The 13,493-nt window shown below is 62.2% G+C and carries 14 protein-coding genes; 7 read left to right on the top strand and 7 right to left on the bottom strand.

The window, feature by feature from the left end:
* Window positions 1-5 precede the first annotated feature (5 nt).
* The 7 genes from ACOYW0_RS19050 to gspG all read right to left on the bottom strand — a co-directional run bounded on the left by ACOYW0_RS19050 (window position 6) and on the right by gspG (window position 5,316).
* Entirely contained in the window at window positions 6-527 is a 522-nt protein-coding gene (locus tag ACOYW0_RS19050; protein ID WP_482415365.1) for a hypothetical protein, read from the bottom strand.
* On the bottom strand, window positions 524-1,984 hold the full coding sequence (gene gspL / locus ACOYW0_RS19045; protein WP_482415364.1) for a type II secretion system protein GspL: 1,461 nt from the start codon (window positions 1,982-1,984) through the stop codon (window positions 524-526). Before gspL ends, ACOYW0_RS19050 begins: the two co-directional genes overlap by 4 nt.
* Before the next feature lie 101 nt (window positions 1,985-2,085).
* The gene (locus tag ACOYW0_RS19040; protein ID WP_482415363.1) at window positions 2,086-3,186 is read right to left on the bottom strand and encodes a type II secretion system minor pseudopilin; all 1,101 of its coding nucleotides are present in this window, start codon (window positions 3,184-3,186) and stop codon (window positions 2,086-2,088) included.
* Window positions 3,179-3,868 carry a type II secretion system protein GspJ gene (locus tag ACOYW0_RS19035; RefSeq protein ID WP_482415362.1) on the bottom strand — a complete coding sequence of 230 codons (690 nt, stop codon included), beginning with the start codon at window positions 3,866-3,868 and terminating at the stop codon, window positions 3,179-3,181. Before ACOYW0_RS19035 ends, ACOYW0_RS19040 begins: the two co-directional genes overlap by 8 nt.
* Window positions 3,865-4,278 (bottom strand): type IV pilus modification PilV family protein, encoded by a 414-nt coding sequence (locus ACOYW0_RS19030; protein ID WP_482415361.1) that lies wholly within the window; start codon window positions 4,276-4,278, stop codon window positions 3,865-3,867. Before ACOYW0_RS19030 ends, ACOYW0_RS19035 begins: the two co-directional genes overlap by 4 nt.
* A complete protein-coding gene (locus ACOYW0_RS19025; protein ID WP_482415360.1) occupies window positions 4,262-4,825 on the bottom strand; it encodes a pilus assembly FimT family protein in 564 nt (187 codons plus the stop codon). Before ACOYW0_RS19025 ends, ACOYW0_RS19030 begins: the two co-directional genes overlap by 17 nt.
* A 41-nt stretch (window positions 4,826-4,866) precedes the next feature.
* The gene (gene gspG / locus ACOYW0_RS19020) at window positions 4,867-5,316 is read right to left on the bottom strand and encodes a type II secretion system major pseudopilin GspG (protein ID WP_482415359.1); all 450 of its coding nucleotides are present in this window, start codon (window positions 5,314-5,316) and stop codon (window positions 4,867-4,869) included.
* Between the two features lie 652 nt (window positions 5,317-5,968).
* Between gspG and ACOYW0_RS19015 the strand changes: the two genes are divergently transcribed.
* The 7 genes from ACOYW0_RS19015 (at window position 5,969) to flgK (ending at window position 13,459) form a co-directional block, all read left to right on the top strand.
* Window positions 5,969-6,646 carry a flagellar hook-basal body protein gene (locus ACOYW0_RS19015; protein ID WP_482415358.1) on the top strand — a complete coding sequence of 226 codons (678 nt, stop codon included), beginning with the start codon at window positions 5,969-5,971 and terminating at the stop codon, window positions 6,644-6,646.
* A 61-nt stretch (window positions 6,647-6,707) separates the two neighbouring features.
* The gene (flgG, locus tag ACOYW0_RS19010; RefSeq protein WP_180143954.1) at window positions 6,708-7,490 is read left to right on the top strand and encodes a flagellar basal-body rod protein FlgG; all 783 of its coding nucleotides are present in this window, start codon (window positions 6,708-6,710) and stop codon (window positions 7,488-7,490) included.
* A gap of 15 nt (window positions 7,491-7,505) precedes the next feature.
* Window positions 7,506-8,489: a flagellar basal body P-ring formation chaperone FlgA gene (flgA, locus tag ACOYW0_RS19005; RefSeq protein ID WP_482415357.1), complete on the top strand. Its 984-nt coding sequence runs from the start codon at window positions 7,506-7,508 to the stop codon at window positions 8,487-8,489.
* Window positions 8,490-8,527: 38 nt separating this feature from the next.
* The gene (locus ACOYW0_RS19000) at window positions 8,528-9,625 is read left to right on the top strand and encodes a flagellar basal body P-ring protein FlgI (protein WP_482415356.1); all 1,098 of its coding nucleotides are present in this window, start codon (window positions 8,528-8,530) and stop codon (window positions 9,623-9,625) included.
* A 12-nt stretch (window positions 9,626-9,637) separates the two neighbouring features.
* Complete coding sequence (locus ACOYW0_RS18995) at window positions 9,638-10,036, top strand: rod-binding protein (RefSeq protein ID WP_482415355.1); 399 nt, start codon at window positions 9,638-9,640, stop codon at window positions 10,034-10,036.
* 195 nt (window positions 10,037-10,231) lie between these two features.
* Complete coding sequence (flgN, locus tag ACOYW0_RS18990) at window positions 10,232-10,720, top strand: flagellar export chaperone FlgN (RefSeq protein WP_482415354.1); 489 nt, start codon at window positions 10,232-10,234, stop codon at window positions 10,718-10,720.
* A 3-nt stretch (window positions 10,721-10,723) separates the two neighbouring features.
* Window positions 10,724-13,459 carry a flagellar hook-associated protein FlgK gene (flgK, locus tag ACOYW0_RS18985; protein ID WP_482415353.1) on the top strand — a complete coding sequence of 912 codons (2,736 nt, stop codon included), beginning with the start codon at window positions 10,724-10,726 and terminating at the stop codon, window positions 13,457-13,459.
* Window positions 13,460-13,493: the final 34 nt, after the last annotated feature.

The raw sequence follows: 13,493 nt of genomic DNA, 5'->3' as shown, positions 1-13,493 counted from the left end.
CATTGTTATAAAATCACGGTTTCGATGGATATCACCGCCGTCAGCAGTTTGCTCTTTTCAATGCGGGTCAGGGAAATCGCCCGGACCCGAACCAGGTCCCCCGCGCCCTCGACCCGATGGAGAAAAGAGGTCAGCTCTGCGGCGGGCAGGTCCACCACCTTCATCTCCACCACGGAGAGACTCACCTTGCCGTCCCTGCTCTTGATGGATGAAGGTTTCATGTAACTCACCTTGGAGCGGATCCCCACGCTTCCGGCCACCTCGTCGAGGAAGGCGTAGAGTGTTTCCCCGGGTTTCAAAGCCGAGGCGCCTGCGGTAGCCGCCCCTTTGGCGCTGCGGTACTCTTTGGCCAGGGCCTCCATCTTCGTGAGTTCATCTCTTCTCAGCTCCAGGAGGCGACGCGCGCCTGAGGAGTCCCCGAACATCGCCCCCACCAGGGCCTTGCCCCCCAAGATCAGAACCAGGGCCAGGGCCAGCACAACGGCCCCTTTTTCCCGGGTGCTCAATCGTTCAAACCACGCCATCATAAGGCCTCCTCACCCGAAAGGGTAATCACCACCTTGAATTGGAACCGGTCGCCCCCGCTCTCCTTGCTGGACGAAGCGATGGTTACCCCGGAGATCAAGGCGTTCTTTTCCAGGGCGCCCTTCATGGTGTCGATGGCGCTGAAATCTTCGGCAAGCCCTGAAACCGTGAGATTGCCCTTCACCAGGGTCAAGCGGGTGACGGTCACCTTCAGGTCCTTGGGCAGGCTCACGGAGATGGCTTTGAGCATTTCAATGATCCGCACGCGGACGGCCCCCTGTCCGGCGTAGAGGGCTTCTTCCTTGGCCACCCGGACCTTGCCTTCCATGGACCTGAGGAGCACCGAGGCAGCAGGCGACCGTTTCTCCTCGGTGAAAGTGGACAGGTAAAGAGAAGCCATCTGCTGTTCCACGGCCGCCAGCTGGCGACGCGTGTCGTGAATACCCATGACGGACCGGGTCACCAGAAGCAGGAGCAGTACCAGGGCAAGGACACCCGAAGAGATGACCTGCCCTTTGTGTTTGGCGATGAACTCGGCCGGTGCAAACCCCTGTCGCCAGAAGACAGGGTGCTTCCAGCCGGAGAGGGCCGAACAGGCCACGGCAAGGGCCCCGTTGTAAGGCCCCTCCTCCCATTGGGGCTTGACCCCTTCGTCTAGGACAGCGCCCGTGGCGGCAAGGAGGCGGGCGTGTTCCACGGGCAGCTCCCCCAGGGGGGTGGAAAGGGACTCGGGGATCTCGTCCCACCCCGCCACCAGAATCTTTTCAGGCGCCATCCACTGCGCCTCGCATTCGGCCAGGGCCACCAGGGTCTGCCACACCTCGCTGTTCAGGACATCTAAGCCATCGCCCTCCTCGGGCAGGGCAAAGGATCGCAAAAACATCAGCTTGCGTTCAAAAACCACAGCAAGGGTGCAGATGGAATGAACCCGCCTCAGGGTAAAGAAAAAACCGTCCTCGTTACGGGCCAGGATCAGGGCCGATGACACGGCCGACGGTGCCAGGACCATGGGATCCATGCCCAGGGCCTTCAGCTGGGTCCGTCGGTTTTCGAGGATCTCCTCCTCTCCCACAAGGGCCAGGATGTCGGAGTCGCTTTCCCCGGCCACGCGACTCTCCCAGATGATGCGCAAGCCCTCCAGGGGCTCGATGAGGGTAGGCTCCAACTCAAAGGGCAGGGCCTTGTCGATGGTCTTTGGCTCCCGAAAGGGCAGGCGCACGCGACGGATCACCATCTCATGGGCCGGCAGCACAACGGCCACCTTCTCCCCGCAATCGGCCAGGGACCGATTCAACGCGGCCAGAAGTTCGCCGTCGTCCACGGAAGCCGCCGCATCGGAGGAGGCGAGGTCCCTGCGGGCCATGCGGCTGCAGGCCGTCACCCGCATGGCGCCGGCCTGCCGGTCCACCGTCACGGCGGTGGCGCCCTCCTCGGTGATCTCTATTCCCGTTAATTTCACGTGTTGCCGATCCTTTTGTTATGCATGCCGGACCGCCCGTGGGGCGACCGGAGCCTGTTGATCTCTGCCATGTCCGTTGCGGGCAATGAAGAGCCCGCCCATCACGCGCCCGTCTCCTGCCAGGACAACACCACGAAGGTGGTGCCTTCGCGCCTCACCACGGCACGTATCTCCACCCGGGTGCCCTCGTTCACGGCCGTGGCCGTGATGGCAAACACATTGGAGTCGGTGCGGATCATCGCTTTTTTGATCCCGTTGTTCTCACACCCCGGGCAGGTGTTGTACCACTCCCCGTCCAGGGGGTGGGAAAACTCTTCCTCGCCTTTCTCCGACCGGTACTCCACCATGGAGGTGGCAATCATCTCCCGCTCCATGGGAGACAGGGTTTTGGGCATCAGGGCAAAGAGCACGGGAAACTCGGCGGTGTTGATGTTGACCCGCCCCGGAAAACTGAACCGCCGCACCGTCTCTCCGTCGTCCTTGACGTTGGCAGGCTCTTCCCCGTGGACCGTCAAAAGGTCCTTCAACCGGTAGCCCGCCTCTTCCCGGGTGAGCAACTCCTCGTCAATGCCCTTGATACGGGCCATCTCGTCCAGGTGCCGCAGGGGGCCGTTGCCGCAGGGGTAAGGCTCTTCGAGGTTGAGATAGTAGTCGTCTTCGGCGCCGGAGAACCCTGAGGTCGCATCCCCGTCCCCGTCGTCAAGCCAGTCTTTCATGGCGTCGATGATGGCCGTGTTCTCCCCCAGGCTATCCAGGGACTCGTCCTCTTTGTTGACCACCTCAAAGAACCGCTCCCAGAGTCTTTTCTGGTCTGTGTTGAAATTTTTGGCCTCGGGGTAGGTCACCAGGGCGTTGACCTGCACCTTGCCCAGCTCGTCGGTGATGGTGAGATCCAGCTGGCCCCGGTCAAAGGAGAGCCCTGAGATAAAGGCCTTAAGTTTCTCCTCATCGGCCCACTCCTCCTGTACGGTGTCGGTGCCCCCTTTTTTACCGTCTGCCGAGAGAAAGGCCATGCCGATATGCACCCCGGACACGGCCGTTGCTCGTAGCTCCGAGGCTACGGAGGCATGGCCTGCGGCGGCCAGCTCCTGCCGTGCAAGCCTGGCGGCCTCGGACACAAGCACAAAAAGCGCCAGCATCATGGCGAGGGTGGCCAGGAGCACCACGCCCTTTTCATTGGTGATGGCCCTTTGCTTACCCATCCAGGGCCTCCTTTCGACGGCTGCGCAAAGGAATAAGGACCTCTGCGGTGTGCCCCGGCCCCCCGGATGCCCCTTCCCGGGAGAGGGTAACCTTCACGGCCACGGGCGTGGCCCGTTCGAAAGCGTCGTTGTCGGAGTCCCAGGTCTCCTGCTCCTGCCCCTCGGTGTCGATGCAGACCACGGTAAAGGCGGTAAGGCGGTTCATCATCACCGGGTGGCCCTCAGCCGGCTCAAAGGGGTCGTGAAAAAAGAGGCGGTCGGAACGCCGGAGCCGGGTCTCGCCCTTCTCTTCCGTGACAAAGTAGACCACCTCGGCAATCCCGCCCAGGGAGCTCCCCCCAAAGGGCAGGTGATTCAGGGTGGTAAACCGGAGGATGCTCATCTCTTCGCCCCCCACAGTCTCCCGGGACAGGGTAAACCGGTAGGGATCCGGATCATCGGTGGTCTCCCCGGGGGTGAACAGGGGGGCCTGATCCACGTAAAGCCCTTCCAGGTCCCGGCCGATCCAGCGAATCGCCTCCCCAAGGGCCAGGTTGTCGTCCCCGGTCTCCTCAAGGCGATGGGCCCCGTTGGAGAGCTGCCTGAAGGCCGTTCCGATGGTGGCCATCACAAGGCCCATGATGGCCACGGCCACCACGACCTCCATCAGGGTAAATCCTTTATCGGCAGAAGGCCCGGTCACGACTCCTCCGTCACAAACAGGTAATGGGTGGTGCCGTACACACGGTCACTGCCCTCCCGGAACACTTCGAGCCGCACTTTCTTCAACAGCTTGGCCTCCTCCTCGAACTCCTTGTGCTCCACCTTGGAAGGTGTCAGGCGCCACCGCCAGCCGGGATAGTCCTCCCCGAAGTCCCCTTCATCCGTGGAGATCTCGGAGACATCCCCCACCAGAGTGTTCTCTTTTAATGTGGCAAGGAACGCGGCCTGCTGCCTGAAGCGCGCCTCCCCGGAGGCGGCCACGGCCTGCATGAAGAGGCTGTAGATGGCAAAAAAACCGATGGCGAGGATGGACACGGAGACCATCACCTCCAGCAGGGTAAAGCCCCTGGGGTTCCGTGCCGCATGCAACCTGTCAAAAACCGTTCGCATGGTCCTCCACAATCTCCACCTTGGAGAGAAAGGGCTCGATGAACAGCCGCAGGGTGCGACCGTCGCGCATGAGGAGAATCTCCGCCCCGTCCGAGTACCCCTTGGGATAAAATCGCAGCATCGCCTCAGACGACCGCTTGCCGTCGTCCCCCACAAACCCGGGCAGGTCAACGCTCATGTCGTCGGGAAGGGTCAACCCGCTTTTTCGTGCTTCGGCCGCAGCCTTTTTGTCCATGGCGGCATCGGCCACCCAGATTTCTCCGGCATCCGTGGCGATATGGAGGCGATACTCTTTATGGTCTGCAAGGGCACGCTGCTTCAGATCCCGGACCGTCGAGGCGATGAGGCGTGCCACCTTCTTGGATGGGTCGGTAAAAATATAGGAGTCCAGGCTGGGAAGGGAAAAAAAGAAGAGAAGAGACAGGATGGTCATCACCACCACCAGCTCCAAAAACGTGAACCCGGCATCAGCCCGGCCCGGGAGCACCCCTGCCGAACCACCCTCCCACCTTTCGCACGGTTCGTTTCCGATGCGGACATTGCACATCGTTTTTCACCCCCGTCTGCGTATGGTGAAGCCGCGATCTGTTAGTCGATATCCCAGTTGTTGATGTCTTTGGCGGTTCCGTCACCGCCCGGGAGGCCGTCACCCCCGTTGGAGGAGATGTCCACATCCCCGTTGGATCCCGGGGAGACATAGATGTACTCGTTCCCCCAGGGGTCTTTGGAAATCTTTCGCTTGGTGAGGTAACCGCCTTCGCGCCACCTGGAGAGGTTGCCCGAGGCAGGTTTCTCGACCAGGGCCTGCAAGCCCTGATCGGTGGTGGGGTACGAGCCGTTGTCCAGCTTGTACATATCCAGGGCGGTTTCAAAGCTGCGGATATCGGCCTGGGCCTTGACGATTTTGGCGTCGTCGGACTTGCCGATCACCCTGGGAGCCACGTAAGTGGCAAGAAGTCCGAGAATAAAAATAACCACGATCATTTCAATCAGCGTAAACCCGTCTTCGGAAGAAGATCCGGAAATCTGTCGTCGCATACGTTCCTCTCATCCGTTCAGCGCCGAGGGGCGCATCGTATTTTCACTTGTTGTCCGTCTAAAAAAAACCATGATGAACCCGCAACACCCGGCATTGCGCCCGTTCGTTCCGTCCTCCGATGGGGGATATAGCTTCCTAAGTCAAGTCATATCGGGTGCGCCGCTTTATGCGACCGCAGGACCGGTTTTGCAGAGTCATCTCAAAAATAAACGCGACTTCCAACCTTTATGTATCCATACATATTCAAAGAAGTCTCCATCTAATTATAAGAATTCTGGTCAAAGTTCAAGGAGAATGGCACCATCGCGGGGATGTCGCAAAGCATGTTACCCACCAGATGCATTACGACAACAGGGGCGCCCACCCTTTCACCCCGCCGGAGGGGAAATTTTTTCCGGCGGCACGTCCGGTGCCCATGCGCCCGTCACAAAGGCGTCACCGTCACGGTTTCCGGCGTCGGCATCCCGACGCACCCGGTATGAATTGCCGACACCGGCCCCCACAGCCACGGCACCTGAAAAAATTTTCACACCACAGGCCGCCGTTATCAAAAGGAAATCCCCCAAAGTTTCCCGCCTCACCCCAGACCACCTGCCCACTGGCATTCATCTTGCTTATTCTTACCCACAGCAACCGACCAAGGAGAGACACATGCTGTTTGAGATGACACGATCCGCCCAGGCGGGCCTCAGAAAAGAGAGACAACACGAGCTGATTTCGAACCACCTGGCCAACGCCAACACCACGGGGTTCAAAAAAGACATCCTCTCGTTTGACAGGACCCTGAACCCCATCCTCACCACGGATTTCAGCCAGGGCAACCTCATGGAGACCGGCAACCCCCTGGACCTGGCCATCGAAGGGGAAGGGTTTTTCAAAATCAACACCCCGGCAGGTACCCGGTACACCCGGGACGGCAACTTCACCGTGGACCCCATCGGGCGCATGGTGACCCAGGACGGTCACCCCGTCATGGGAAAAAACGGCCCGATCACCCTCACCGGCGACGACATCGCCTTTGGGGAGAAAGGGGAAGTGATCCTGGACTCCATGGTCTTCGACAGCCTGGACCTGGTCACCGCAAACGATATGCGGGCCTTTATCAAGGAAGGGGGAAACCTCTTCACCCTGGACCCGCAAAAGGGGGCCGAGATCCCTGCCTACGAGGCCCGGCTCCACCAGGGCGCCCTGGAGGGCGCCAACATCTCCACCGTCACCGAGATGACCCACCTCATCGATGCCCAGCGCATGTTTGAGTCGTCGGGCAAGGTGATGCGAACCAGCGACGAAACCGACGCACGAGCCAACCAGATGGGCCGCCCGGCGTAAACGGGCTTAAGGGCATAGCCACAGATACCACGGACCAACCAGCAGCAAGGGAGCAGACATCATGATGAGAGGACTCTGGACAGCAGCATCGGGCATGGGCGCGCAGCAGATGCACATCGACACCGTCTCCAACAACCTGGCCAACGCCAACACCACGGGTTTCAAGAAGAGCCGTGCCAACTTTCAGGACCTCATGTACCAGACCCAGCTCATCGCAGGGGCCCCCACCCCCTCGGGCGGCCAGGTCCCCACGGGCATCCAGGTGGGCATGGGGGTCAAGCCCTCCAGCGTGCAGAAGGTCTTCACCCAGGGGGACTACGTCCACACCGGCAACGACCTGGACATGGCCATCGAAGGGGACGGCTTCTTTAAGATCCTCCACGGCGAGCAGGAGGTCTTCACCCGGGCAGGCAACTTCACCCTGGACAGCGAAGGCTTCATCACCACGCCAGCAGGGGACCGGCTGCAGCCCGAAATCGCCATCCCCACGGACACGGTCCTGGTCACCGTCACTGCAGACGGCACCCTCACGGCCCACGGCCAGCAGGACACCGTGCTCATGACGTCCCAGATTCCCCTTTACAACTTTGCCAACCCCGCAGGCCTCTTTGCCATGGGCGCCAACCTGCTTCGCCCCACCGAAGGCTCGGGTGAGCCCATCGAGGGCATCGCCAGCGCCGACGGCTTCGGCTCCCTCACCAACCAGTCCCTGGAGATGTCCAACGTGAACATCGTCGACGAGATGGTGGCCATGATCGTTGGACAGCGCGCCTACGAGGCCAACTCCAAGGCCCTCCAGACCGGCGACCGCATGCTGGAAACCGCCAACAACCTCAAGCGGTAAGGACGCGGCCCCATCGTGATCTGCTTTTCCCATACACGCCCCGTAACCGGCGGGCACCTGATGCCCTGGTGCCTGCTGGTCATGGCCCTGTTCCTGGCCCTTGCCCGGCCCCTGTGCGCCCAAAGCGGCCCTGCCGTGCGCCCCCGGGTGGAGGTGACAGGCTCGACCGTGCGGGTGTCGGACCTCTTTTCAGGCACTCTCCCTGCTGCCCTGAAACGCCATGGGAGCGCCACCGTGTTCAACGCGCCCATGCCCTGCAAAGAACGCCTGGTGCCGGGCACCTTCCTGACCCGAAAGCTCTCCCTGCTTGCCGGAGTCCAGGACCTTGGGCTCACCGCCCCTGCCCGCGTCTGCCTGGCCAGAAAAGGCCAGCGCATCAGCGACAAGCGCCTCCTCCCCTTTCTGGAGGCCGTGGCCCGATCCACCTGGGAGGGCCCTGTTTCCGTCTCCGGGCTCCGGGTCGCCGGACGCCGCACCTTGCCCCTGGGCATTCTGACCTTCGCCCCGGACACCAAACGGGTCCGTATCCGCAAGAACCGCATCGAACTGCCCGTCTCCGTCACGGTGGACGGAGCCGCCACAGGGCGGCTCACCCTCTCCGGCGAAGCCCACACCATGCAACACGTGGTGGTGGCCGCCTCGGACATCCAGCGCGGCGAGACCCTCACCGCCTCCCAGATCTCCCTGGCCCTTATGCCCGTGCCCCCTTCGGGCGGAAACCTCCTCACGGACCCGGCCCTGGCCGTGGGACGAACCGCCACCCGGGCCATTGCCTCCGGCACCGGCCTCACCGCCCGGCTGATCAAAGCCAAACCCCTTGTGGAGCGAGGCGACGGTGTCCGCATCCGGTACAGCTTAGGGGGCCTTGTCATAACCGCCACAGGCATTGCCAAAGAGACCGGCGGCCTGGGGGATTTCATCAAAGTCAAGAACAGCCGCTCCGGCAAAGCCGTCACCTGCCGCATCATCGGCCAACGCCGCGTGGAGCCCTTTTTATAGTCTGCCCATTTACCCTATAGCCCGGATCAATGAAGACCATGAAGAAACACCTGCTCACCATCCCTGTCATCCTCACCGCCCTGCTGCTCCTGGCCGCGCCCCTGCCCACCCGGGCCGAGCGCCTCAAGGACATCGCCTCCATCCAGGGAGCCGCCCCCATCCAGCTCACCGGCTACGGCATCGTGGTGGGCCTTGCCGGCACCGGCGACAAAAAAGGGGCCGACTTTACCCAGGAGTCCCTGGCCAACATGATGACCCGCATGGGGGTGACGGTGGACAAGGACTCCCTGAAACTGAGCAACGCCGCCGCCGTCATGGTCAGCGCCTCCATGCCCGCCTTTGCCCGTAAAGGGACCCGGCTGGACATCACCGTCTCGTCCATCGGCAACGCCAAGAGCTTAGGGGGCGGAACCCTGTTGCCCACGGCCCTCAGGACCGTCAACGGGGAGACCCGGGCTCTGGCCCAGGGAGCCATTGCCATCGGCGGGGCAGGCACGGCCAAGGCCAAGAAGAACCACCTCCTGGTGGGCCGCATCTCAAACGGGGCCAGCGTGGAGCGGGAACGCGACACCGGCTTCTCCCGCAAGCACCGCATGATCCTGAACCTGAACAACCCCGATTTCACCACCTGCAGCCGGGTGGCCTTGAAGATCAACGGCACCTTCGGCAAGCACACGGCCAAGACCCTGGACTCCGGTGCGGTGCAGCTCACCATGCCCTCCTACATGCAGGGACGCGTCACCGAGTTCATCGCCAAGATCGAGAACCTCACCGTCACCCCGGATATCCCGGCCCGCATCGTGGTCAACGAAAAGACCGGCACCGTCATCATCGGGGAGAACGTGCGCATCGGCACCGTGGCCCTGGCCCACGGCAACCTTACCCTCACCGTCACCGAGACAAAGAACGTCTCCCAGCCCAATGCCCTGGCAGGGGGCGACACCGTGGTCACCAAAGAGAAGAACACGGACATGACCGAGGAGGAGGCCCAGGTCATGCTCATGCCAAAGGGCACCACCATCCAGGAACTGGTCAACGCCTTGAACGCCATCGGCGTCAGTCCCAGGGACATGATCAGTATTTTCCAGAGCATCAAAGCCGCAGGGGCCCTGCAGGCCGACCTCGTGATCATCTAATAAGGAGCCGTCATGCCCGTTTCATCCCTTTCAGCACACACCGCCCGAACAACGGCCCCGGCACCCAGCGACCCGGAGAAGAAAGAACTCAAAGAGGCGTGCCAGAACTTTGAGGCCATCTTCGTCTCCCAGATGCTCAAGGAGATGCGTCCCCAGGGAGACGACCCCATCTTCGGCGGAAGCCACGGCCGCAAAATCTACGAGTCCATGCAGGACGAACAGATGGCCGAACACTTAACCAGCCAGCGGAGCCCCCTGGGCGTGGGGGACCTCCTCTACCGCCAGCTGGTGGAAAAACTCGATGCCACGGAAAAAAGCGCCGACGCAGCGCCCCGCCTGGGCGGGAAACGCACAGCCGCCCAGGGAGAGCCCCTGGCCCACCGGCTATCTTCGGCAAAACCAACCCCATAGCCGGACCACGGCCACAGACAGCAAAAAGAACATGAACTGGCATGGTACATGCAGTTTATATCTATACGGGTCGCAGACGGGAAAAAGTTTCCCACCCCGCGCCACCCGATACATGCAGGCACCGCCTTTCTCAAAGGCCCTGCCGAACCGGATTTGACGTTAGAATGCATCACCACCTGAGTCACGGGGGACATCATGGCAGAACAACACTCCATCATTGACCTGCTAACAAAAAAAGAAGCCCTGTACACCGAGCTCCTCGCCATCGTGGACGAAGAGAGCCGCAGCCTCTCCTCCATCGCCCTGGACCGCCTCTGGGCCTTCACCGAAGAGAAGAGCCGCCTCTCCATGGAGATCGAGGCCCTGCGGGATGAGATCCTTGAGATGGCCTCCGCCCGCCTGGGCATCCAGACGGGCAGCGTGCCCATGCACCTTCGAGAGCTCCCCCGGCTCTTCTCCGAACACGAGCCCATGGTGGCCCGCGCCGTGGAGTCCATCATCTTCATCAAAGGCAAAATCCGGAAAATAGCCGAGACCAGCGTCTCCTTCGTGGAGAACTACCTGGAGACCGTGGAGGAGATCATCCAGATGCTCACCTCGTCTACCTCCGCCACCAAGATCTACGGCATGGACCGCCACCTCATGGAGCCCGGCGGCTCCCTGCTCATCCACGGGGAGGCCTAAAGCATGGGCTTTCGCATCACCATGGATATCGCCAAGGGTGCCTTGGCAACCGCCGGACGGGGCATGTCGGTCAACGGCCACAACATCGCCAACGTGGACACCCCGGGCTACAGCCGACAGACCGAAACCATCACCACCAACCGGCCTTACACCATCGGCAGCACCCAGCTCGGCACCGGCGCCACCTTAGAGCACGTCAACCGTCACTGCGACCAGCGCCTGGAAGAGCGCCTGGCCGACCAGAAGTCCAAGTTTGCCACCTACGACGAGGCCATTGTCTACATCGACAACTTAGAGGCCCTCTTCAACGTGGACTCGGACCACCACCTGGGCAGCCTCATGAGCGAGTTCTGGCAAGGGTGGCACGAGGTGGCCAACCACCCGGACGACCCCTCGGCCCGTTCCGTGCTGCTGGAGTCCGCCACCAACCTTGCCGGCCAGTTCAACACCCTGTCCAACGACCTCACCCGCCTGGAGACAAACGTCGGCCAGGACATCGACGCCGCCGTGGATCGGGTAAACACCATCCTGGGCAAGATCGCCAAGCTCAACACGGAGATCTTCATCACCGAATCCACCCGCCCGGCCAACGACCAGCGGGACGTGCGGGGCCAGCTCGTCACCGAGCTCTCCGAGTTCCTCAACGTCAACACCGTGGAGCAGCCCACGGGCTACCTCTCCATCATGACGAGCAACGGCTACCCCCTGGTGGTGGGCAACCGATCCTACGACCTCACCAGCAACCGGGGAAGCGTGGGCTGGGAGACCTCGGCCGGGGGCATCGTGGACGTTTCCCGGGCCATCACCCACGGCAAGCTGGGGGGGTGGCTCATGGTAAAGGACGACATCTTAGCCGAGGTGAACCAGAACCTGGACGCCCTGGCCAAGGAGGTGGTCTGGCGCGTCAACAAGGTCCACAGCCAGGGCGTGGGCACAAGCTACCACGAGACAGCCGTGACCTCCTCCGAGGCCCCGTCCGGCGGCAAGCTTTACAACCTGGCCTACGGCGACCGCATCGACTACGACGGGGGCATGAAGGTCTGGACAAAAAAACTCAACAGCCCCGATCCAGCAACGGCCGTGGAGCTGGACACCGGTATCTCCACCACCACCCCGTCCAATTTTACGGGAAGCGCCATGCCCATGAGCCGCTACCGCATCACCGTGGAGCAGGGCGGCACCGTGGGCCCGGGCTCCGACGACCCCATCCTCCGGTGGGAACGCCTGGGGGAAGGCAACACCCCCGTGGCCATGGGCCGGTTTGCCGTCACCGATACCAACAGCTTCACCACCACGCCCCCGGTGGAGGGCATCGGTTTTGACATCGGCAAAGGGCGCCTGGTGGCGGGCAACGTCTTTGAGTTCAACACCTCGGAGACCGGCGCCCCCAACCCCGTGGAGCTGCGGGGCGTGCCCGAAGGCCGGGCCCGCTGCGCCGAAGACCGCTACACCTTAACGGTCATCGAAGGGGGCGGCTCCATCGAAAACGTCTCCCGGGACAACCCCATGGTCCTGGAGTGGAAAAACAGCACCGGCATCGGCACCATCCGCATCCAGGAGCCCGAAGAGGCCCGATTTGACGTGGACGGCATGACCCTTTCCATAGACAAGGGCACCCTCATGAACGGGGACAGCTTCGTCATCAAGACCGGCCCCGAAGGCCAGCCCCTGGATCTGGACGGAAACACCACCTCGGAACAGAAGTCCTCCTGGCACTGGACCACCGATTCCCTGGCCGATCAGTTCAACCGCCAGGCCATGGACGCGGGCGTGGGCCTCAGGGCCTTTATCAGCCACACGGGCAACTTCGAGCTTCGGCCCGACTTCGGCGTGGCCTTTGCCTTCTCGGACAGCACGGCCCGGGACGGCGGCGTGGCAGCGGCCCTGGGCCTCAACACCTTCTTCAAGGGCCAGGACGCGGCCACCATCGACATCGCCGAGCTGGTAAAAGACCCCTCCAACATCGCCGCGGCACGGGTTCGGGGCGCAGGGGCCGACGCCATCTCCAGCAACCTGCACGTCACCAACCCGGAGGTGCGCCCCATTGAGATCGGCACCACGGGCGGACCGGCCGTCCTCTACTTCGAAGAAGACGACGTGCCCAAGGCCATCACCGTGGATCCGCGCATCCTCACCTCCCGGGGGGACCTCCACACCCTGGCCCACGACATGGAAGAGGCCATGAACGCCGCATCGAACTTAAGCAGCCCCTACAAGGTGCGCTACGTGGAGAACGAAAACCGCTTTGAGTTCTCGGAAAACGACGGATCGCCCCTGCAGCAGCTCACCCTGAGGTGGGACCGTTCCCCTGCCCTGGCCGAACTCACCGGGTTCCGCCCCGAGCCCGAGACCTTTGTGCCCGCAGCCGGGGACTACGGCAAGATCAACAACGAAAACGCCCTGATCATGGCGGACATGCAGCACGTGGAGAACACCATGCCCCACTACGCCTACTCCCGGGACCGCGGGGCCGTGGCCGAAAGCCTCACCACCACCCCGGACGGCTTCTACCGGGACATGCTGGGCTCCATCGGGGTAAGGGCATCAAGCTTCAGGAAAGAAAAGGAGATGGGGGGCATGATGGTGGAAAAACTCTCGGATATCCGGGATTCGGTCTCCGGGGTCTCCGTTGACGAAGAGCTGGTGCGCATGCTCGCTCACCAGCAGGCCTACCAGGCGGCGTCCAAACTCATCACCACCAGCGATGAGATGCTGCAGACGTTGTTGAATATGAGATAGGAGAATCAGGTGATAGGTAAATAGGGAATAGGCA

The organism is Desulfoluna sp. HI9BLuna (assembly GCF_056829775.1).
The sequence above is the reverse complement of the archived record's forward strand: the minus strand, read 5'-3'. Positions and strand labels throughout refer to the sequence as shown.

Excerpts from the sequence above, each read along its gene's own strand:
- ACOYW0_RS19050 (WP_482415365.1), bottom strand. The coding sequence starts at position 527 with ATGATGGCGTGGTTTGAACGATTGAGCACCCGGGAAAAAGGGGCCGTT.
- ACOYW0_RS19040 (WP_482415363.1), bottom strand. The coding sequence starts at position 3,186 with ATGGGTAAGCAAAGGGCCATCACCAATGAAAAGGGCGTGGTGCTCCTG.
- ACOYW0_RS19030 (WP_482415361.1), bottom strand. The coding sequence starts at position 4,278 with ATGCGAACGGTTTTTGACAGGTTGCATGCGGCACGGAACCCCAGGGGC.
- ACOYW0_RS19025 (WP_482415360.1), bottom strand. The coding sequence starts at position 4,825 with ATGTGCAATGTCCGCATCGGAAACGAACCGTGCGAAAGGTGGGAGGGT.
- gspG (WP_482415359.1), bottom strand. The coding sequence starts at position 5,316 with ATGCGACGACAGATTTCCGGATCTTCTTCCGAAGACGGGTTTACGCTG.
- ACOYW0_RS19015 (WP_482415358.1), top strand. The coding sequence starts at position 5,969 with ATGCTGTTTGAGATGACACGATCCGCCCAGGCGGGCCTCAGAAAAGAG.
- flgG (WP_180143954.1), top strand. The coding sequence starts at position 6,708 with ATGATGAGAGGACTCTGGACAGCAGCATCGGGCATGGGCGCGCAGCAG.
- ACOYW0_RS19000 (WP_482415356.1), top strand. The coding sequence starts at position 8,528 with ATGAAGAAACACCTGCTCACCATCCCTGTCATCCTCACCGCCCTGCTG.
- ACOYW0_RS18995 (WP_482415355.1), top strand. The coding sequence starts at position 9,638 with ATGCCCGTTTCATCCCTTTCAGCACACACCGCCCGAACAACGGCCCCG.
- flgN (WP_482415354.1), top strand. The coding sequence starts at position 10,232 with ATGGCAGAACAACACTCCATCATTGACCTGCTAACAAAAAAAGAAGCC.
- flgK (WP_482415353.1), top strand. The coding sequence starts at position 10,724 with ATGGGCTTTCGCATCACCATGGATATCGCCAAGGGTGCCTTGGCAACC.